This window comes from bacterium (assembly GCA_037128595.1).
Classification (GTDB): Bacteria; Verrucomicrobiota; Kiritimatiellia; order CAIKKV01; family CAITUY01; genus JAABPW01.
On sequence record JBAXWB010000029.1, the window covers coordinates 1 to 20,100 of the forward strand.

The 20,100-nt window shown below is 57.6% G+C and carries 21 protein-coding genes and 2 tRNA genes; 12 read left to right on the forward strand and 11 right to left on the reverse strand.

Features of this window, described 5'->3' with window-relative positions:
• Positions 1-197 precede the first annotated feature (197 nt).
• Both WCS52_15650 and WCS52_15655 read right to left on the reverse strand, forming a co-directional pair.
• A complete protein-coding gene (locus WCS52_15650) occupies positions 198-347 on the reverse strand; it encodes a hypothetical protein (GenBank protein ID MEI6168618.1) in 150 nt (49 codons plus the stop codon).
• Entirely contained in the window at positions 340-612 is a 273-nt protein-coding gene (locus WCS52_15655; GenBank protein ID MEI6168619.1) for a helix-turn-helix domain-containing protein, read from the reverse strand. The genes WCS52_15650 and WCS52_15655 overlap by 8 nt, the downstream gene beginning before the upstream one ends.
• Positions 613-889: 277 nt before the next feature.
• Between WCS52_15655 and WCS52_15660 the strand changes: the two genes are divergently transcribed.
• Positions 890-1,150: a hypothetical protein gene (locus tag WCS52_15660; GenBank protein ID MEI6168620.1), complete on the forward strand. Its 261-nt coding sequence runs from the start codon at positions 890-892 to the stop codon at positions 1,148-1,150.
• Between the two features lie 287 nt (positions 1,151-1,437).
• Here WCS52_15660 and WCS52_15665 read toward each other — a convergent pair.
• Both WCS52_15665 and WCS52_15670 read right to left on the reverse strand, forming a co-directional pair.
• Positions 1,438-1,513, reverse strand: a tRNA-Thr gene (locus tag WCS52_15665).
• A 60-nt stretch (positions 1,514-1,573) separates the two neighbouring features.
• Positions 1,574-3,946, reverse strand: a complete 2,373-nt coding sequence (locus tag WCS52_15670; protein MEI6168621.1) for a vitamin B12-dependent ribonucleotide reductase — start codon at positions 3,944-3,946, stop codon at positions 1,574-1,576.
• A 285-nt stretch (positions 3,947-4,231) separates the two neighbouring features.
• Between WCS52_15670 and WCS52_15675 the strand changes: the two genes are divergently transcribed.
• Entirely contained in the window at positions 4,232-4,402 is a 171-nt protein-coding gene (locus WCS52_15675) for a hypothetical protein (GenBank protein MEI6168622.1), read from the forward strand.
• A gap of 30 nt (positions 4,403-4,432) precedes the next feature.
• A complete protein-coding gene (locus WCS52_15680) occupies positions 4,433-4,945 on the forward strand; it encodes a DUF1456 family protein (protein MEI6168623.1) in 513 nt (170 codons plus the stop codon).
• On the opposite strand, the gene WCS52_15685 is transcribed toward WCS52_15680, so the two are convergent.
• On the reverse strand, positions 4,912-5,151 hold the full coding sequence (locus WCS52_15685; protein MEI6168624.1) for a VF530 family protein: 240 nt from the start codon (positions 5,149-5,151) through the stop codon (positions 4,912-4,914). The genes WCS52_15680 and WCS52_15685 overlap by 34 nt on opposite strands.
• 113 nt (positions 5,152-5,264) lie before the next feature.
• Here WCS52_15685 and WCS52_15690 point away from each other — a divergent pair, with 113 nt between their 5' ends.
• On the forward strand, positions 5,265-6,605 hold the full coding sequence (locus tag WCS52_15690; GenBank protein MEI6168625.1) for an ATP cone domain-containing protein: 1,341 nt from the start codon (positions 5,265-5,267) through the stop codon (positions 6,603-6,605).
• A 2-nt stretch (positions 6,606-6,607) separates the two neighbouring features.
• On the opposite strand, the gene bioA is transcribed toward WCS52_15690, so the two are convergent.
• The 5 genes from bioA to WCS52_15715 are packed head-to-tail and all read right to left on the reverse strand — an operon-like array spanning position 6,608 to position 11,272.
• Complete coding sequence (bioA, locus tag WCS52_15695; protein MEI6168626.1) at positions 6,608-7,939, reverse strand: adenosylmethionine--8-amino-7-oxononanoate transaminase; 1,332 nt, start codon at positions 7,937-7,939, stop codon at positions 6,608-6,610.
• Positions 7,929-8,267, reverse strand: a complete 339-nt coding sequence (locus WCS52_15700; GenBank protein MEI6168627.1) for an MGMT family protein — start codon at positions 8,265-8,267, stop codon at positions 7,929-7,931. The genes bioA and WCS52_15700 overlap by 11 nt, the downstream gene beginning before the upstream one ends.
• A 12-nt stretch (positions 8,268-8,279) precedes the next feature.
• Positions 8,280-8,921: a DUF502 domain-containing protein gene (locus WCS52_15705; protein ID MEI6168628.1), complete on the reverse strand. Its 642-nt coding sequence runs from the start codon at positions 8,919-8,921 to the stop codon at positions 8,280-8,282.
• A gap of 3 nt (positions 8,922-8,924) precedes the next feature.
• Positions 8,925-10,415 (reverse strand): NADPH-dependent glutamate synthase, encoded by a 1,491-nt coding sequence (gene gltA, locus WCS52_15710; GenBank protein ID MEI6168629.1) that lies wholly within the window; start codon positions 10,413-10,415, stop codon positions 8,925-8,927.
• Entirely contained in the window at positions 10,412-11,272 is an 861-nt protein-coding gene (locus WCS52_15715) for a sulfide/dihydroorotate dehydrogenase-like FAD/NAD-binding protein (GenBank protein ID MEI6168630.1), read from the reverse strand. Before WCS52_15715 ends, gltA begins: the two co-directional genes overlap by 4 nt.
• 200 nt (positions 11,273-11,472) lie before the next feature.
• Between WCS52_15715 and WCS52_15720 the strand changes: the two genes are divergently transcribed.
• From WCS52_15720 to lpxB, 8 genes are all read left to right on the forward strand, one after another.
• Entirely contained in the window at positions 11,473-12,279 is an 807-nt protein-coding gene (locus WCS52_15720) for a polyprenyl synthetase family protein (GenBank protein ID MEI6168631.1), read from the forward strand.
• Between the two features lie 56 nt (positions 12,280-12,335).
• Entirely contained in the window at positions 12,336-13,430 is a 1,095-nt protein-coding gene (gene leuB / locus WCS52_15725) for a 3-isopropylmalate dehydrogenase (protein MEI6168632.1), read from the forward strand.
• Between the two features lie 4 nt (positions 13,431-13,434).
• Positions 13,435-14,451: a KpsF/GutQ family sugar-phosphate isomerase gene (locus WCS52_15730; protein MEI6168633.1), complete on the forward strand. Its 1,017-nt coding sequence runs from the start codon at positions 13,435-13,437 to the stop codon at positions 14,449-14,451.
• A 21-nt stretch (positions 14,452-14,472) separates the two neighbouring features.
• A complete protein-coding gene (locus WCS52_15735; protein MEI6168634.1) occupies positions 14,473-15,321 on the forward strand; it encodes an undecaprenyl-diphosphate phosphatase in 849 nt (282 codons plus the stop codon).
• A gap of 82 nt (positions 15,322-15,403) precedes the next feature.
• A tRNA-Asp gene (locus tag WCS52_15740) sits at positions 15,404-15,480 on the forward strand.
• Positions 15,481-15,590: 110 nt separating this feature from the next.
• On the forward strand, positions 15,591-16,685 hold the full coding sequence (locus WCS52_15745) for a PilT/PilU family type 4a pilus ATPase (protein MEI6168635.1): 1,095 nt from the start codon (positions 15,591-15,593) through the stop codon (positions 16,683-16,685).
• Between the two features lie 2 nt (positions 16,686-16,687).
• Positions 16,688-17,566 carry a UDP-2,3-diacylglucosamine diphosphatase LpxI gene (gene lpxI / locus WCS52_15750; GenBank protein MEI6168636.1) on the forward strand — a complete coding sequence of 293 codons (879 nt, stop codon included), beginning with the start codon at positions 16,688-16,690 and terminating at the stop codon, positions 17,564-17,566.
• Complete coding sequence (lpxB, locus tag WCS52_15755; GenBank protein MEI6168637.1) at positions 17,563-18,708, forward strand: lipid-A-disaccharide synthase; 1,146 nt, start codon at positions 17,563-17,565, stop codon at positions 18,706-18,708. Before lpxI ends, lpxB begins: the two co-directional genes overlap by 4 nt.
• Before the next feature lie 534 nt (positions 18,709-19,242).
• Here the strand turns inward: lpxB and WCS52_15760 are convergent.
• Positions 19,243-20,061, reverse strand: coding sequence for a hypothetical protein (locus WCS52_15760; GenBank protein MEI6168638.1), 819 nt, complete (start codon positions 20,059-20,061; stop codon positions 19,243-19,245).
• Positions 20,062-20,100: the final 39 nt, after the last annotated feature.

Consider the following 20,100-nt stretch of genomic DNA (forward strand, 5'->3'; position numbering starts at 1 on the left):
CACCGATGCTGGCACCGTCACCGATGCTGGCACCGTAACCGATGCTGGCACCGTCCTGAATTTCAATACTGTCCGAACCGTTTGTAAATCGAGTCCAAGGTGTTCCCCATCGCTCAAACTTTTCGGACTTCCATTGCTTGATTTTTTCTATTTTGAACATCGCTCTCCTTTTCCATTTCGCATACTTTTGTTTGCTCTTAACCACAAATCAATAGACACACCAACATTGACAACATGATTACCGCACACGCCACGGCCTCAAGTGCTTCACGGCGCTTTGCCATGATCGCTTCGGCTTCCCGTTGTTTTTGTTGCCGCGAGCGCATCACTTCGTAATAGTCAATCATTTGAACCTCCCGCGTTCATCAGGTCCTTGACCTGCTCGTAATCCCAAAACCTCAACCGCTTCCCCTGCTTCTTGGGTTGCGGCAACTTCCCCACCTTGATCCATTTCCAAATGGTGCGCCTTGTCACCTTGCACGTCCGGGCCAACTCCATCACCGTCACCCTGGGGCCGCGCTTTAAGGCGTCAATCACCCGTGATGTGTGCGACTCTGGATATCCGACCATGAGTGCCTTGATTGTGGAAATGATGTGAGGGGCGGGAGTCATTGCTTACTCACTTCGCGTGCCTCTTCTCAAACTTTTCGTAGATGATTTGACGGGCGACCTCAGATTCAGAAGTTCGTTTTTTTGCCGCTGATCGGAGAAGCCACGCTTTAACTTCGGGCTCAAGACGGAAGGAAACTCGTTTTGCTTTCATGTCGAGCAAGATAGAACACTGTTCGACAATGTTCAACAACTTTTTGAAACTTTATTGAATCCGATTTCTGTTTCGCCTGCTTGCGTTTTATGCAACAATGTTGAACATTGAAAGGCGGTGATTATCATGAACGAAGATAAAAAGAAGACCGTTCGTAAGAAACCAGCGATGGGAATCACAGTTGACGCCGAGGTAAAACAGTGGCTGGAAGAGCAGGCAACCCTAAAACATCGCAAACCATCGCAGCTAATCAACGAATGGCTATGGGAAAAGATGGAGTCCGAAGGAGGTAAGTGCAAGGATGGGAAACACTGTGGCGAAGTTCCACGCCCTTTGTCAATCCGGCACCGGGCCGCTGGCGTTGTTGGATTAGGTGGGAGAAAATAGAGAATTGAAGGGAAATTAAATGACTACTTCGAATTTAAGCTTTTGGGAATCGGTATTGGTCGCCATCCCTGCATTCATGATCGTTGCGGCCATCAAGTGGTTTATGGGGCGCAAAAAATGAACTCACGGCCCTCTGATTTTCAATCAGCGGTACAATTCCCGTATAGTCTCCATGTATCGCATGAGCGTACTGGAAAGCATACTAATTCACAAAATCGGGTAGATTTCGCCTATGGTAAATTGGCCTGTTACCCGAGTTCTACCCACGCCTGTCTCACTGCCTTTAATGGAGCCAGCTATCGGACTTGAACCGATGACCTGCTGATTACAAATCAGCTGCTCTGCCAACTGAGCTAAGCTGGCTAAGGAACGCGGGACAATGCCAAAAAATACAGGGGGAGATCAAGCACTATCCGGCGCGGCTCAGCACTGGGAGAACCCGCAACCATGACATTTGGTGCAGCCTTCCTCAAAGATAATGGCTCCGCCACATTCCGGACATTTGATCTTGAACCCATTGAGTTCCTCCCCGTTCCCGCTGGTCTGCGCGGGGCCACCCCCGGCTTTCGTCCCTCGGGCAATGGCAGACAGGTCTACCTGCCCCAGCAGCAGGGCATGCAGGCCGGAAATCGCCTTGGCCCGTTGGTACTTTTTGATCGCCTTGGCGAGTCCGTCGGCCAGCGAGGCAATCCGCCCGTCCTTGGTGGGCACGGATAAACTCGAGCCGATCCCATCGAGTTGCGCCACGATATCATCCAGAGAGCCGTTGACCCGCAGGTAGAGGGAGATCAACCGGCACATGCCTTCCAGATCCGAACAGGCAATGTCGCCCCCCTTCCCGAGCTGGGCGAAAATCTCATATTCCCGCTGGGCGACGGGATCCACCACGATCTTGATATGCATATTGCCGAAGGGGGTCACCTGCTTCACCCGGATGGCCGACATGATTTCGGGAAGTGGCATGGGACTGATCGGGCTCACGGGCAGCTCCTTCTGCTGGCCCTCCTCCTTCTTCGCGGCCAGCGCCATGGGTTGATTCTGCCGGCACCCGTCCCGGTATACGGTCACCCCTTTGCACCGGTGCTCATAGGCCGAGAGATAAATCTTACGCACCTCCTCCACGGTCGCATCATGCGGGAAATTGATCGTCTTGGAGATGGAGGCGTCGCAGTGCTTCTGGAATGCCGCCTGCATACGGATATGCCATTCGGGCGCAATATCATGGGCGGTGCAGAACACCCGCCGGACCCCTTCGGGAAGGTCGGACATGGCCCGGATGGACCCCTGCTCGGCAATCCGCTTCATCAGATCCTTGCTGAAGAATTTCTGTTCCCGGGCCACCCGCTCAAACGGACTGTTCACCTCCAGCAGGCGCTGCCCGTCCATCACATTACGGAAAAAGACCAGGGAGAAGAGCGGCTCGATGCCACCGGAACAATTGGCAATGATACTGATGGTGCCCGTGGGGGCCACCGTCGTCGTGCAAGCGTTGCGCATATTGATCCCGCGTGGCTCCCAGATGCTTCCCTTCCAGTTTGGGAACACCCCGCGCTCGCCGGCGAGCACCACTGAGGCCCGGTGCGATTCCTCATTCAGGAACTGCATCAACTGCTCGGCGAAGGTCACCCCTTCTTCACTGTCATAGGGGATGCCCAGCGCGAACAAAGCGTCGGCAAATCCCATGATACCCAACCCGATCTTGCGGTTGTTGCGGCTGATCTCGGCGGTCTCCGGAATGGGATAGCGGTTGATATCAATGACATTGTCGAGAAACCGCATGGCCACCTGGATCACCTGGCGGAAGGCATCATAGTCGAATCCCGCCTCCGGCGCTTTTTCCTTAACGAACTTGGCCACATTGATGCTGCCCAGATTGCAACTCTCATAGGGCAACAGGGGCTGTTCCCCACAGGGGTTGGTGGCCTCAATGGTGCCGATATGCGGCGTGGGATTATCCTCATTGATGCGGTCCAGGAACACCACCCCCGGCTCACCCGTCCGCCAGGCCCGCTCAATGATCAGATCGAACAGCGCCCCGACGGTCCAGTCTTTCCCCTCCGGTCCGGCGAGATTCGACTCCACCCCGTTACGGGGATTGCGCACGATATGCCCCGCCGACGGGTTGGCGTACCATTGCCGCATGAACGCCTCCGTGATCCCCACGGACAAGTTGAAATTCGTGAGCTCACTCAGATCCTGCTTGGCGTTGATAAACTCCACAATATCCGGGTGATCAATGCGCATAATCCCCATATTGGCACCCCGGCGGAAAGCCCCCTGCTGAATCGCATCCGTGGCCTTGCTGAACACCTTCATAAACGAAATGGGCCCCGACGTAGTCCCGCTGCTGGACGCGACCCGGTCGTTCCGGGGGCGGAGCCGGCTGAAGCTGAAGCCCGTCCCCCCGCCAGCTTTCTGAATCAGCGCCGTGTTCCGGATGCTGGAGAAAATCCCGTCGATGGTGTCCTCCACCGGCAGAACAAAACAGGCCGAGAGCAACCCGGCCTCCCGGCCGGCGTTCATCAACGTGGGCGAGTTCGGCATGAAGGTCCCATCCGCCATCCACCGGTAGAACTCGCCGGCGACGGCATCTACCCGGGCCGCATCCGCCCCATAGGCCGTCTCGGCCGTTGCCACCGCCGCCGCCACACGATGAATCAGTTCCTCGGGCGTCTCGGCAAGTTCGCCTTTCTCATCCCTGCGAAGATAGCGGGCCCGAAGCACCGCCAAGCTGTTTTCCGTCAAATTCAAAGCGTCATTACCCATTCCAAGGTGTGTCTTACGACTGGTCTTCATGTAGGTTTCCTTTGTGAAAAACGGCGACAATGATACAACATATAGTGGTTGTCAATACAAAGCACACCATATATAGATTATAAAAATCAACCTTGGGATAGTACGGGATCGCCTTTTTTTGCACAATGAGGGAAACCCTGATAGTGCCATCAGGGTTTCCCTGATGGGCCAGTAGTGATTTCATGCTGAACCCTTCCTCCTGAAAAAAATGGGTAATAATTAATCGACATCCCCAAGGATCAGCAGTATATAGCCCGCGTGGGCCGTTTTATTAAAGGAGCGCTTATGAATGCAACCGAACGTCTGCAATTATTGGATAAAATCAATGCCATCCACGCTTCCCGACAGGCTGCACCCCCATCGGTGTCTGAGCCGCCCCCTCTTATGAAACCGCGGAGCGGCACCCTTCAAAAAGGTGCAGCGGCCCCCCGCCATGTTCACGCCCGGAAACACTAATACCGGAAATCCGAAAACAGAAAGACCCGCATGCCTCTTACGAATAATGATACGCTCAAACGACTGCGTTATAATCTGAACCTGAACGACAATAAACTGGTTGAGATCTTCAGGGTGAGCCGTGTCTCGCTCACCCGAGACACCATTCAGGGTCTCCTCAAACGCGAAGGCGAGGATGGGTTTGTCGAGTGTTCCGATGCCGTACTCACGGCCTTCCTTGACGGCTTCATCATCAAGCGCCGAGGGGCCCGGCCGAACGCGCCCCCGGTACCGGTTGACCCCGACTGCCATCTGAGCAACAACGATATCCTGAAAAAATTACGCATCGCCCTTGAGCTGAAAGAAGAGGATGTGATGGCCATCATGCAGAAGGCGGGCGCGGTGGTCACCCGTTCCGAGCTCGGGGCCTTGTTCCGGCAGAAGCATCACCAGAACTTCAAACCCTGCGGGGATCAGTTTCTCAGGAACTTCATCACGGGCTTGAAGGATGTCTACAACAAGCAGGAAGATCAGCCCGGCTCGGAGTTGGCCCCGGCGATATAGCGCAGATACAGGCCTTCGACTTTTTCACGGGCCCAGGGCGTCCGCCGCAGGAATTTCAAGCTGGAATTGATACTGGGATTCATCGTGAAGCAGCGGATCGGGATCCGTCGGCCCAATTCATCCCAGCCAAAGCGCTCGAGTAACGCGTCCAGGATCGTGGTCAACTTGATGCCATGGAGGGGATCGCGGGGGTGTTGCTCATTCATAGGATGTCCTGCATTTTCATCTGATGCGGCCCAGTTTAACCTGAAACCGTCCTGTTTCCAATTGAAAACAGGAATTGATCCAAAGGGCGAAAAAGACTAGAGAAGGCCCAGACATGCAACAACCCATCCAGACGATTGTGAAGCGGAACGGCAATCTGGTCACCTATGACCGGGAGCGGATCACCACCGCGATTTTCAAGGCGACCACTTCAACCGGAAACCCGGACCGGACCCTGGCGGAATCGCTCTCCGCCCAGGTAGAAACCGCCCTGACCGAGGCCTATCCCGGCGATATGCTGCCCTCCGTCGAGGATATCCAGGATATCGTGGAGAAGACGCTGATTGAGAACCACCAGATCAAGTTGGCCCACAATTATATCACCTACCGCAGCCAGCGCGCCATGCGGCGGGCCACCCGGTCCATTACCTTCGAAGTCACCGACAATATTCCCTACAAAAAGATCTACGAGGTGCTTCTCTGGAATATGGCGTACCGCTGCGAAAGCGTCGAAGCCCTGAATGAGCACCTTCACAAAGGGTCCTTTCCCGCCCTGGTCCGCTCCTCGGAAGAGCGGTTTTCAGGGGAGATCCAGAGCGCCACCGACGCCATCCTCGCCCGGGGCGATGACACGCGCCTGATCATTGTGTCCGGCCCCTCCTCCTCGGGGAAAACCACGACCACCATTAAAATCGGCGAAGCCCTCCAGCGCGTCGGTAAAAAGCTCAAGGCCATTAATATCGACCACTATTTCTTCGATCTGGAGAAGCACCCGCGCGATGAATTCGGGGACTATGACTACGAGACCCCACAGGCCTTGAACCTGGAGCTGATCAACCAGCATCTGGGCGAACTGCTGGCGGGCCACTCCATTAAAACCCCTTTCTATAATTTCAAAACAGGCAAAAGCACCCTGGCGGTCCAGGAGATGCATTTAGCGGACAATGAAATCCTGCTGCTGGACAGCCTTCACGGACTCTACGGGGAGATGACGAGCGCCGTGCCTGCCTCCCATAAGTTCCGGCTTTATGTGGAGACGCTCGGCCAACTACGGGCCATGGACGGCACCTTTATGCGATGGGCGGACAACCGGCTGCTGCGCCGGATGATCCGGGACAAGGCGCACCGGAACCTGCAACCCATCGGGACGCTGACCCATTGGCATTACGTCCGCCGCAGTGAATTGAAATACATCATCCCCTTCATCGGCGAAGTGGACTTCATCGTCAACACCGCGCTCCCCTTCGAGTTGCCTTTACTCAAGGCCCGGCTCTGGGAATATCTGCCACAAGCCATGACGCAGTTCCAGTCGGATTCCCGCCGCCAGGATGCCTATGTCCGCGCCAAGCGGGTTCACGATCTACTGGCCCCGCTCGAGGCCATCCCCCAGGACGCCATGGTCCCCCCCACCTCATTGCTGCGCGAGTTCATCGGCGGCAGTCAGTATAGTTATTGAAGTCAGCTCTCCCGGATCACCTTGCCGATGGCCTGGACCAGATACCGCAAAGACGGTTCGGGAATAATGAGCGGGGGCATGACATAGATCACGGGGCCCAGCGGCCGCAGCAGGATCCCATTGGCGCGCAGGCGATCCCGGATCTGGATGGCACGCCGGGTCCCGGAGCCCTCCTGATCATCCTCAAGTTCCACGACGCCAATCAGCCCCAGAGACCGGATATTCCGCACCCCGGGGAGGGCGGCCAACGGGGCCAATTCTTCGGCCAGTATCCGGCCCATCGTCTCGGCCTGCGCCACAATCCCCTCGGTTTCGTACACCCGCAAGGTGGCCACTGCGGCCGCCGCCGCAATCGGGTTCCCCGCAAAGGTGTGCCCATGATAAAACGTATGGTCTTCGGGCTGGTCGCGGAAGGTTTCATAAATCGCAGCCCGCACCACGGCGGCACTGATCGGAAGATAGCCGGCCGAAAGACTTTTTCCCATGCAGACAATATCAGGCAGAATCCCGGCATGCTCAAATGCGAAGAGTTTACCAGTCCGGCCCATGCCGACCGCAATTTCATCCACAATCAACAAAACCCCCTCACGCTGGCAGGTTTCAGCCAGCGCCTTCAGATAGGCCGCCGTATGGATCCGCATCCCGCCCGAGCCCTGGCACATCGGCTCAATAATCACCGCCGCCACTTCATGGGCATGCTCCCTGATCAGCGTCCGCATTGTATCAATACACTCCTGGACACAGTCCTGCTCCGGGGCATGAAAGGCACAGGTGCCGCAACAGGGCGAAGGGGCCTGGAAAACGGGGAACAGGGCGCTTTTGAACGGCTTGTGAAACGCCTCCAAATACCCGACCGACACGGCTCCCAGCGTATCGCCATGATAGGCGAAATCCAGTGAAATGAATTTCGTCTTGTGGGTCTGGCCCATGTTGTACCAATACTGCAGGGCGATCTTGAGCGCGGCCTCCACGGCACAGGAGCCATCACTGGCAAACATCACCCGCCGGTCATCGGGGAACAGCCCCACGATCCGGGCGGCCAGTTCGATGGCGCGGGGGTGGGACAGATTTCCCAGAATGCTGTGCTGGAGTTCACGGGTCTGGGTAATGATGGCGTCGATGACGGCCGGATGCCCATGCCCCAGATTGCAGGCCCACCAGGAGGAAATGGCGTCCAGATATTTCCGGCCCTCCGCATCATAGAGGTAGATTCCCTCCCCGCGGGTAATGATCGGGAGGGGTCCGGCTTTCAGTGCCGAAAACCGGGTGTAGGGATGCCAGATACTCTGGCGGTCCATGTCCTGATAATGCCGGATATCCTGATCATGTTTCATGGTGGCTCCTCGTAAAGGAAAATACCCGGTCGGGTTCGACCAGTTTCCCGTCTTTAAATTGAACCCCTTCACGGGCCAGCCGCCGGCGCTTCCGCTCAATGGCGGCCCCTTCCCGCTCCCCCTGAAACCCGCCCAGGGTAAGGTTGGCGGCAATCACCCGGTGACAAGGCACCTGCGGGGCAAACGGGTTGATCTTCAAGGCCTGCCCCACGGCACGCGGCGAGCCACAGCCCAGAAAATCAGCCACCCCTTTATAAGTGGCCACTTCCCCTTTGGGAATCAGGCTGATCGCCTCATACACCCGCTGCTGGAATGGCGTCACCGGCATGAGCTTGGCCCTTTACAGATTCACATCGACCGGGCGCGTTTCGAGTTTATCGGGGGCAATCACGCCGCCCGAGATCAGCATCTTGAAGGCATCCTCCACGCTAAGATCCGTCATCCGCACCTCACGGGCCGGCACCAGATGTAAAAACCCCGAAGTGGGAAGCGGCGACATGGGAATAAAAATACGGCACCAGGTCTCCCTCGTTTCATCCGCGGTCATCCCCGTCAGAAACCCGATCACCTTGATGCCGGGGCGGGGATACTCAATAACCACCACCGATTTGAAGGTTTTCCGGTTTGGCACGGACACCGCATCCACCACCTGCTTGGCGGCCGAATAAATGGCCTTGATGACGGGGATTTTGAGGATAAAGGACTCGCCCCAGCTCAGGAACCGCTGGCCCACTACCCGCCCCGCCACAATGCCCACGACGAGCACCAGAATCACGAAGGCCAGGATGGAGATCACTAACTCAACCCAGTAGGGCACCTCCATGGGCAACCGGCTGACAATCGGTTGGAGCACAGAGGCCATGGCATTGAAAATAGCGACCACCACCACGTAGGTGACCCACAGGGGCACCAGGACAAATAAACCGGAAATCAATTGGTTCCGGAGATAGCGCTGAATGCTCTGTTTTTCGGGAAATATCATGAATTACGATCCTAACAATTGGTTGATGGACGCGGCGGCACGGCGACCTTCGCCCATCGCCAGAATGACGGTGGCGGCCCCCAGCACAATGTCGCCACCCGCGAAAACGCGATCCAGCGAAGTCTTGCCATTATCATCCACAATGATATTGCCCCACTTGGTGGTTTTCAGTCCCTCGGTGGTCCGCGGGATCAACGGATTGGAGTCATTGCCGATGGCCACAATCACCGTACCGATCTCACGGATGAACTCGCTCCCCTTGAGCTCCACCGGGCGGCGGCGACCGGACGCATCCGGTTCCCCCAGTTCATAACGCAGACACTCCATGCCGGTGACACAGCCATTCTCGTCACCAATCAGGCGCTTGGCGTTTTCGAGAAGATGGAAGATGACCCCCTCCTCCTTGGCGTGGGCAATCTCCTCAATCCGGGCGGGCATTTCGACCTCGGTCCGGCGATAAATCACATGCACTTCCTCAGCCCCCAGACGCACCGCTGTCCGTGCCGCATCCATAGCGACGTTCCCGCCGCCCAGCACCGCGACCTTGCCGGTGCGATAGATGGGGGTGTCGGCCCGGTCGAAATCATAGGCCTTCATCAGGTTCGCCCGGGTCAGGTACTCATTGGCGGAAAACACGCCTACCAGGTTTTCTCCCTCCATATTCATGAATTTCGGCAACCCTGCCCCCGTCCCGATGAACACCGCGTCAAATCCATCCTCATCCAGCAGGGCCTTCAGCTTGCGCGTACGCCCGATCACAAAGTTCGTATGCAACTCCACGCCCATGCCCGTCAAGGCATCAAACTCCGCCTGCACAATCCGCTTGGGCAGCCGGAACTCAGGGATACCATAGACCAACACGCCGCCGGGCTTATGAAACGCCTCAAACATCACCACCTGATGTCCTTCACGCCGCACATCGGCGGCGACCGTGATACTGGCCGGCCCGGTTCCGATCACGGCCACTTTTTTGCCGGTTTCCGGTTTGATGACCGGAGGCTTGGTGCGGCCGGTCTCACGCTCGAGATCCGCCACAAAGCGTTCAACGCGTCCGATCGAAACCGCCTTATCCACACTCTTCAAGGCCTTGCCCACCGTGCAATTTTCCTGACACTGGACCTCCTGGGGACAAACCCGGCCGCAGACGGCAGGCAACAGACTGCTCTGCTTGATGATCGCGCACGCCCCCTCAAAATCGCCCGTCGCCGCCGATTTCAGGAATCCGGGAATATCAATCCGGACCGGGCAGCCCTGAATACAGGGCGCGTTTTTGCACTGCAGGCAGCGCATCGATTCCAGCCGGGCCTGCTCAGGGGTGTAGCCATTCGCCACTTCCTGGACATTCCGCCGGCGCACGGCGGGATCCTGCGTCGGCATCTCCTGAACAGGAATGCCCAACCGGTCACGGGGCGTCAGGGGCGCGGCCCGCTGGGTGATGGCAGCCAAGGTGGCGGTAGCGGCTTCAGCCAACGCTTCGGGGGGGATATGACTCATGACGGGCTCTGCTCCTTCTGATGGATTTCCGAATCCAGATGACATTTATGATGGGCGTGCTCTTCGGTCTTCCGATACGCTTTCAGGCGCTGCATCAGGTTATTAAAATCCACCTTGTGTCCGTCGAACTCAGGACCATCCACGCACCCGAATTTCATTTGCCCCCCCACCGACACCCGGCAACCACCGCACATTCCCGTCCCGTCGATCATGATGGTATTGAGTGACACCACCGTCGGAACGGCATAGGGCCGGGTCGTTTCAGCACAGAACTTCATCATGATGGGCGGCCCGATCGCCACCGCCAGATCGGGTTTCGGCACCCGTTCACACAACTCTTTAAGCGGTTCAGTCACCAGGCATTTACGGCCATAGGACCCATCATCCGTACAGACAATAAATTCATCCGCCAGTGCGCGCATCTCCTCTTCCATGATAATGAGGTTCCGGGAGCGCGCCCCGACAATGAGGATGATGCGATTGCCCGCCGCCTTCATCCCCTTGACGATCGGATGAAGGGGGGCGACCCCAATCCCGCCACCCACACACACCACCGTCCCGAATTTCTCAATATGCGTAGGCTGGCCCAACGGACCCAGCACGCTCCGTACGCGATCCCCGACCTGCTTGTCCGCCAGATTATGGGTCGTCTTGCCCACCGCCTGAAAAATAATGGTGATCGACCCTTCCACCGGATCGGCGTCGGCAATGGTCAAAGGAATGCGTTCCCCGAATTCGTTGTCCAACTGGAGGATGACAAATTGGCCAGGCAGCCGTTCGCGCGCAATGTGCGGCGCCGCAAGTCGCATCAGGTACACATCATCGGATAATTGTTTCTTTACTAATATTCTATTCACATTGCTTCCTTCCGTTGCGCGCTAAATGGCCTTCAAATATGCCATTCAGCACCCTGACTACACAAGAACAATACCATTTCTATCAATTCCGTTGACCATCCATAAGAATCCTCTGTATAAATCCGACCATGAATGCCGCTGTTAGCACTGAAAAAACTCATGAGCCCGCACCTGCCTGTCTGAACGACGTGAGGGACAAGATGTTTGACAGTCTTCGTACAACCTCGCTGGCCCCTCTGATCAATGAGATTTCACGGGTGATCGGGGGGGGCAAGATGCTGCGGGCAAAGCTAACCCTGACCATCGGGGCGGCCAGCGGTGCCAATCGGGATGATCTGATCCGGGCCGCCGCCGCGGTGGAAATGGTCCATGCCGCCAGCCTGTTGCATGATGATGTGGTGGACGGCGGAATGCTGAGGCGTGGCGCCCCCACGTTCTGGCAGGAAAAAAGCGTCTCCGGCGCCATCCTGCTTGGTGACCTGATGGTCTGCAAGGCCGTGCAAATGTTGGAAGAGATTGAAAACCGCCGTTTAGGCGGGTTGTTGGTGCGCATGTCGGCGGAAATGTGTGATGCCGAGGTTGAACAGGAGCTGGTCACGCGCGGTGCCCCGGGTGACTGGGGAAAAAGCGTGTCGATGATCCGGCGAAAAACCGGTTCCCTGTTTGCGTTTGCGGCGGCCGCCGCCGATGGGCGCAATGGCCCCCGGGCGGACGCGTTAATGGAAGCCGGCTACCAGATGGGCACCGCGTTTCAAATGGCCGATGACCTGATGGATGCCTCCGGCAAGGGTGAACTCGACGGCAAGGATCTGGGGCAGGATGCCGCCCGCGGCAAACTCACCTCCGTCTCTGCCAGTAACACGGATCAGGCCCGGGCTCGCCACAGTATCACCGATCTATGCCAGACCTCGTCCGGCCTGCTGGCCCCCTGGCCCCCTGTGCAGGCCGCTTGGCTCGCGTATTTGAAAAGCGACATGGGCCCGGTCATCGCTAAATTTTTGTCCTGATACCCCGTGACCTCTGACTTGACACCCTCCCCCGCTCTGGGCATCATCCCACCCCTATGAGTAACACGACCCAAATTGCAGTATTAAGTGGTGATGGAATTGGCCCGGAAGTCATGGAGCAGGGATTGAAAGTCCTTGGTGCCATTCAGAAGCGGTTTGACTACAACCTGAAATTCACGCATGCCGATGTCGGAGGCGCCGCCATTGACCGACATGGCAATGCCCTCCCTGAAAGCACTCTGAAAACCTGCGAAGCCAGCAAGGCCATCCTTTTCGGTTCTGTCGGGGGTCCGAAATGGGAAAAGCTGCCGCCCGCCCAACAACCTGAACGGGGTGCCCTCCTCCCCCTGCGCAAACATTTCGGACTGTTCTGCAACCTGCGCCCGGCCAAACTGCCCGTCTCGATGCTGCCCTGCTCACCCATCCGCCCGGACTTATGCCCGGCCGGATTTGATATCCTGTGCGTCAGGGAATTGACGGGCGATGTCTATTTCGGCCAACCCAAGGGCCGGGAAGGCTCCGGCCCCGGCGAACGGGCGTTTGACACCATGGCCTATACCCGCCATGAAATCGAGCGCGTGTCCCACATGGCCTTTGAGATGGCGCGGCAACGCCGCAAAAAAGTGACCTCCATCGACAAGGCCAACGTACTGACCTCCATGGTGCTGTGGCGCGAGGTGGTGACCGGGATCGGGCTCGCGTATCCTGATGTCACCCTCCAACATATGTATGTCGACAATGCCGCCATGCAACTGGTGCGTTCGCCCCAGCAGTTCGACGTCATGCTCTGCCCGAATATGTTCGGCGACATTATCAGCGATGAAACCGCCATGCTGTCCGGCTCACTGGGCATGCTTCCCTCCGCCAGCCTGAACGAGACCGGCTTCGGCTTGTATGAACCGGCGGGCGGCTCAGCGCCGGATATTGCGGGCAAAGGGATTGCCAACCCGATCGCACAAATCCTTTCGGCTGCCCTGATGCTGCGCCACTCGCTTCACCGCGATGATGCCGCCAAGGCCATTGAGCAGGCGGTGGAAGCCGTGCTGGCCCAGGGGATCCGGACGCGGGACATCACCACGTCGCCCTCCCAGACCGTGGCGGGAACCGCCGAGATGGGAACCGCCATTACCGATGCCATTCTGGAAGCCTGACCGTATGACCACCAAAAAAAAGAACTCCTCCCCCCGCTCTCTCAAGGCGTCCCAGTCCATCCTACGCGGACGGGCGGTCATCCAGATGGAAATTGAAGGCCTGCAAAAGGTCCAGCGTGACCTGGACTCCCGGTTCACCAAAGCCGTCCAGATGATTATCCAGGCCACCCAGGCCGGCGGCAAGGTAGTGGTCACCGGGGTGGGGAAAAATCTCCATATCGGCGAAAAGATTTCCGCCACCCTGGCCAGCACCGGCACCACGAGCGTCTTCCTCAACCCCATCCAGGCGATGCATGGGGATCTGGGCATTCTGGCGCCGGCGGATATCCTGCTCGCCCTGAGTTACAGCGGGGAGTCGGAGGAGATCCTCAACCTGCTGCCGCTGGTCCGCCGGTTCGGCATCAAAGTGGTCTCCCTGACCGGCAAACCCAACAGCGCGATGGGGAAATTGAGCGATGAGGTGATCTCCGTGGCCGTGGAACGGGAAGCCTGCCCTTTCAATATGGCACCCACGACCAGCACCACCGCGACCCTAGCGGTGGGAGATGCGCTGGCCATGGTGTTGCTGGATACCCGCGGGTTCAAAATCGAAGACTACGCACGCCGTCACCCTGCGGGGGCCATTGGACGGACCCTCCTGCTTCGTGTATCGGATATCATGCGCAAGGGCAATCGCGTGGCCACCGTTTCCTCCACCGCAAAAATCAAGGATGTCATTCTGGCCATGACCAAGGGCCGTAGCGGCTCCGCCGGAGTGCTCGACAAAGCGGGCCGGGTGCTCGGCATTTTTACCGACGGAGATCTCCGACGGCATCTTCCGCAATACCCGGATATCGTCAATATGCCGGTGGCAACCCTCATGACCCGCAATCCCATCATGGTGAAAGCCGATGGGTTGGCTGTGGACGTGCTCCAGCTCTTCGAGAAACATAACATTGATGATCTTCTGGTGGTGGACGGGCACAACAAACTGGTGGGCGCCGTCGACATTCAGGATCTGCCTAAACTCAAAATCATGTAGTCCCTGAAGGAGTCTCTCACCATGGATCTGCTGCAAGCGGCTGTTCTCGGAGTGGTTGAAGGTATCACTGAATACCTTCCGGTCAGTTCAACCGGGCATCTGCTCCTGACAATGAAACTCATGCACATTGGCCAGAGCGCCTCGACCAAGGATGCCTCCGAGGCCTACGCCATTTGCATTCAGGCCGGAGCCATTCTCGCGGTCGCAGGGCTCTATTTCCGCCGGCTTCGCGGAATTGCCGCAGGCCTGATCGGAAAGAATCCTGAAGGCTTGCGACTGGGCCTCAATGTGCTCACCGCATTTATTCCCGCCCTGATCGCGGGGCTCACCCTTGAAAAATGGATCAAGCATCATCTGTTCGGGGGCGGAGAGATGGGCTTATGGCCAGTGGTCGCCGCCTGGCTCGTCGGCGGCCTCGCCATTCTCGTCATCGAATGGCGACGGCGCCACGCCACGGGTCCTGGCCGACCGACCCGCTCCCTGGCAGAACTGACCTGGAAGATGGCATTACTGATCGGGGCCGTACAGATTCTCGCCATGTGGCCCGGCGTCAGCCGCAGTCTGGCGACCATCCTGGGCGGGCTCTGGGTCGGGCTCTCCCTGATGGCGGCCGTCGAGTTCAGTTTCCTGCTCGGGCTGCTCACCCTGAGCGCGGCCACGGCCTTGGACACCCTGAAATATGGAGGCGACATTCTGGCCATCTATGGCTGGCAGGCACCGTTGGTCGGACTGACCACCGCCTTGGTGTCGGCCGCCATCGCCGTCAAGTGGCTGGTCAGCTATCTTCAAAAGCATCCCATGTCGGTCTTCGGATATTACCGGATTGCCCTTGCCCTGATTGTGGCCGGATTCCTGATCTGGTCTAAATGAACCGGAGCGGTTCAAAAGTTTTTTCCTTTTTTTATTGAAATAGCAGAAGAGTTCCGACACTATGCGCACCTGTTTTGAAGGGGGGGACGTAGCTCAATTGGTTAGAGCGCTGCCCTGTCACGGCAGAGGTCGCGGGTTCGAGCCCCGTCGTCCCCGCCAGTTTTGTTGAAACCGGCTTCAACAAAACTTCTCCCCCCGGTGTCTGCATCCTTGCCCTTGCCCCTTCCTTTTGCTTTGATCTACGTAACTGCCAGATCAGGAGAACACGCATGTTTCAAATTGATGACTTTCTAAGACGTGCCGTAGAATTGCATGCATCGGATATTCATCTGAAGGTCGGTCAGACGCCTTTCATGCGGCTTCATAGCGAACTCACCGCCTCGGACCTCCCCCTCCTGACCCCTGAAGATCTCCAGAAAACCATTCTCCACGTGTTGCCCCCTTATCTGGTCTCCCATTACAATGAACAACATGAGGCGGACTTTTCCCACACCGTCGAGGGCACCGGCCGTTTCCGCGTCAATGCCTTCATGAGCCAGGGCCAACCGTCACTCGCCTTCCGTCATGTCAAAACCAAAGTCCCCACGGTCGACGGCCTCAATCTGCCCCAGTCCATTAAAACGATTGCCGGCGCTCAACGCGGGATCATCATTGTCAGCGGCGCCACCGGCAGCGGGAAATCGACCACCCTGGCCAGCATGCTCGATCACATGAATGAAACGGAAAATCTCCGGATCATCACCATTGAGGACCCCATTGAATACCTGTTTGAAGACAAGAAATGCGTGATTTCCCAGCGTGAAGTGGGGCTGGATACGTTGAGCTTCCAGGCGGCACTCAAGCATATTCTGCGTCAGGATCCCGATGTGATCATCATCGGTGAAATGCGCGACCAGACCACCTTCCGGACCGCCCTTTCCGCCGCCGAAACGGGGCATCTGGTCCTGACCACCCTTCACTCCAGCAACGCCGCGATTGCGGTCCAGCGGTTGCTTGAGTTTTTCCCCGCCAGCGAGTGGGATCAAATCCGGCTGAATCTCGCCAGCAACCTGCAGGCGGTCATTTGCCAGCGCCTGCTCAAGGGGGCCCAGGGCGGGGTGATCCCCGCGGTCGAAATCCTGATCAATACGCCCACCGTGCGGAAACTCCTGGAGAAGAACAAACTCGATATTCTTCCCGCGGCCATCGAAACCGGCAGTGATGACGGGATGCAAACGTTCAACCAATCCATTTATAACCTGATCAAGAGCGGCATGATCACCCAGGAGGAAGGCATGACCTATGCCAGCAACCCGCAGGCCCTGCGCATGAACCTGCAGGGGATCTTCCTGGATGAAGGCCGCCGCATTCTCTCCAGCCTCTGACCATGAGCGACCGTTCCCCATCTGATGAAGCCTTCGGCCTCCCCAAGGGGATCACCGAAATCGTGTTGCTGGCCGGCAAGGGTGATTACCCCCTGCTCCTGGCCCAGTCGGCGCGGGCCCAGGGGGTTCGCCGCATCACCGCCATTGCCTTCCGCCACGAAACGGACCGGGCCATTGCCCGGTACGTGGACGACGTGAAGTGGATCTATCTGGGTCAGTTCGGGGCCGTTCTGGATGCCTTGGATGCCTGGGGCATCAAGCATGCGGTCATGGTCGGACAAATCACCCCTACCCACTTGTTCAGCCTGCGCTTTGACCGCATGACGTTTGAACTGCTGAAGAACCTGAAACAGCGCAACGCCCATACCATCTATGGCGCCGCCTGTGACCAGATAAATCAACGCGGGGTTTCCCTGCTCCCCGCCCACCTGTTTATGGAAGCGGCCATGCCGGAAGCCGGCCTGATTGGCGGACGCGAACCCACAAACGAGGAAATGACCGACATCCTGTTCGGCTTGAATGTTGCCAAAATCACCAGCGGAATTGAGATCGGGCAGACCGTGGTGGTGAAAGAAGGTACCATCCTCGCCGTCGAAGCCTATGAAGGCACCGATGAGACCATCCTGCGCGCGGGCCGGGTGGGCAACGGCGGGGCCGTGGTGGTCAAGGTGGCGAAAAAGGGCCACGACATGCGCTTTGATATCCCGGTGGTGGGCATGCGCACCATGAAGATCATCAAGAAAAGCAAGACCCGCGTCCTGGCGATTGAAGCCAAACGCACCATTCTCCTTGAACGTGAAAAGCTGATCAAGGAGGCCAATCGACTGGGAATCTGCTTCATCGCCATGAATACGGAAGACTCTCTTCAAGGTCCGGCATGACGCGGCCCCGCTCCATCATGATCCTGGCCGGTGAGATTTCCGGTGATATGCATGCCGCCGGGCTGGTGCGGGCCCTGCGCCAGACCGACCCCACCCTCACCTTCTTCGGCATGGGGGGCCCGCTGATGCGGGAGGCCGGCGTCGAGACCCATTATGATGTCAAGGATCTGGCCGTGATGGGGATCGTTGAGGTCTTGAAGCACATTTTCTTCTTCCGCAAAGTTTTCCGGCACATGGAACAGCTGGCCCGCGACAAACGACCTGACGCGGTCATCCTGGTGGATTATCCCGGATTCAACCTGAGATTTGCGGCCAGTGCCCATGCCATGGGCTTAAAGACCATTTATTATATCTGCCCCCAGGTCTGGGTCTGGAAGCAGGGGCGGATTCCGATCATGGTCAAGGTGCTTGACCGGCTCATGACGATTTTCCCATTCGAGCCTAAAATCTTCGAAGGCACAACCCTCAAAGTCGATTTTGTGGGCCATCCCCTGGTCGATGAAATCAGGGAGACCCTTCAAACCCCCATCGTCCCCCTGCCCTGGGCCGGCGAACCCCAGATCGGACTCCTCCCGGGCAGTCGGCACGCCGAGATTGACCGGATCCTGCCGCCGATGCTGGCGGCAGCGCGTCTGATTGAGGACAAATTCCCAAACGCCTCCTTCGTCATCCCAACCCCGACTGAAGAGATTGGCGCCCATGTCAGACGTTTGGCAGCCTGTCTCGCCAGAGTCCCGACACGGCTCAACGTGATCCAGGGCGATGCCAGACAGGTCTTCCGGCAAAGTCGGGCCGCCCTGGTCAAATCAGGCACGGCCACCATGGAGTCGGCCCTGGTGGGGTGTCCGACGGTCATCACCTACAGCGTGGCGGCCCTCACCTTCTGGATCGCCAAGCCGATGCTCAAGGTCCGGTTTGCCGGAATAGCCAATATTATTGCCAACCGGTATGTCTGCCCCGAAGTGCTCCAGTTTGATGTCACCCCTGAAGCCCTGGCCAAGGCATTGATCCCATTGCTTTCGGATACCCCGGAGCGGAAAGCCATGTTGGAGGGCTTCGCCGAAGTCCGCCAGCTTCTGGGCGGGGGCGGAGCTGCTCAACGCGCCGCCCAGGTGGTGCTGGAGGAATTAGGCTTGGAATAGACGCCCCCGGCGCTTCGCTCTGAATTGCGCAACAAATGATACGTGTGTTGTGCAGTATATTCTGCTCCGTTAAAGGACGCGCCCCCGGCGACCATCACCAAAGCCCTCTCCCGTCGCGGGAAAGAGCGTTTTGAGGACGAAGGAAGGCCCGCGTATACACATGCGCGGGGGCTTTCCAGGGATTCCGGAAAGCGGCGATCATGATGAAGAGGGTCTGGCGACAGAAACCGGATGATGCGATGCAAAAGACCCGCATGTGTACGGGCGGGGCTTTGAGATTGCTACTGGTGGCAGCCGACGTCCTCGGCGGCTGATTGACAGCCAGGACGAAAGATCGTTCGCCGGGACGACGAACGCCACCTGTGCTTCGCGCCGGATTGCACAACAAATGATACGAGGGTTGTGCATCACATTCGCACCCTCTTTATGTGCCCCCCTTACTGACTCGGCGGTGACAGAGCACCGCCCTCCATTAATAAAGGATTCAGGAGTCAGAACAAGGGGCTTCAGACACTCCAACATTCTGAATCCTCTTTATCTCCGCCACTTCTGGCCGGGGCGCATCTGACGAGGGGCCGGCTGCTTCATCTGCTTGGGTTCCTCCAGCAACAGGGCATACCAGGTCTCACCTAAATCGGCATTGGAGAATTGGCCGGCCTTTCCATTGGCCACCGCTTCCCAGTTCTTCTCCAAGGTATCATCCTCGGTCGCCGTTTTGCCATCGACCAGGACTTGCAGGGCTTTTTCCGTCTGCTTTCTCCGAAGCAGCATCCAGGAATACGTGGCATAAATCAAAACGGCGTCACGCTTGAATTTCTTCCGGTACTTGTTATAGGTCTTCTCAAGGGCGGCCTCATCCCCCTTCTGGTATTCGCGGCACATTTTCATGCAGCACAGCACCGGGTCGCCCAGGAGGGTCTTGGGAAGTAGGCGGTCCACCTCGTCAAACTTCTTCAACTGGAACAGGAACTGAACCCGGATGGCATTGATCTGACGATCCAGCAGGATGCTCCACTTGCTGTAGGGATCCATCTTATGACTGGATTCAAGGGCTTCGACCAGCATGGCATCCTGGTCCTTACGCGCCTGATCCATCAGGAACCGGACATTCCCGCCCCGACTGGCCATCTGCTCATATTTGCGGCGAAGCATATTGGTCCGCTCGGTAATCCGGGCCTGAATGGCCGTCATGAGGGCCGTAATCCGGCGCCGGATCCATAGCGTTGACCCGATCTGAATGCCCAGCCCGAAGAGGACGGCCAGCACAATACTCCAATTGCGAAAATGAAGCCCAAAGTGGAGGCCAGCCCAAAAACCGACCATCCCTAATAACGATAAAAGCAACGTCAACATATCTACTTATCCCTTTCCTAACGGTCTCAAGAACATCAA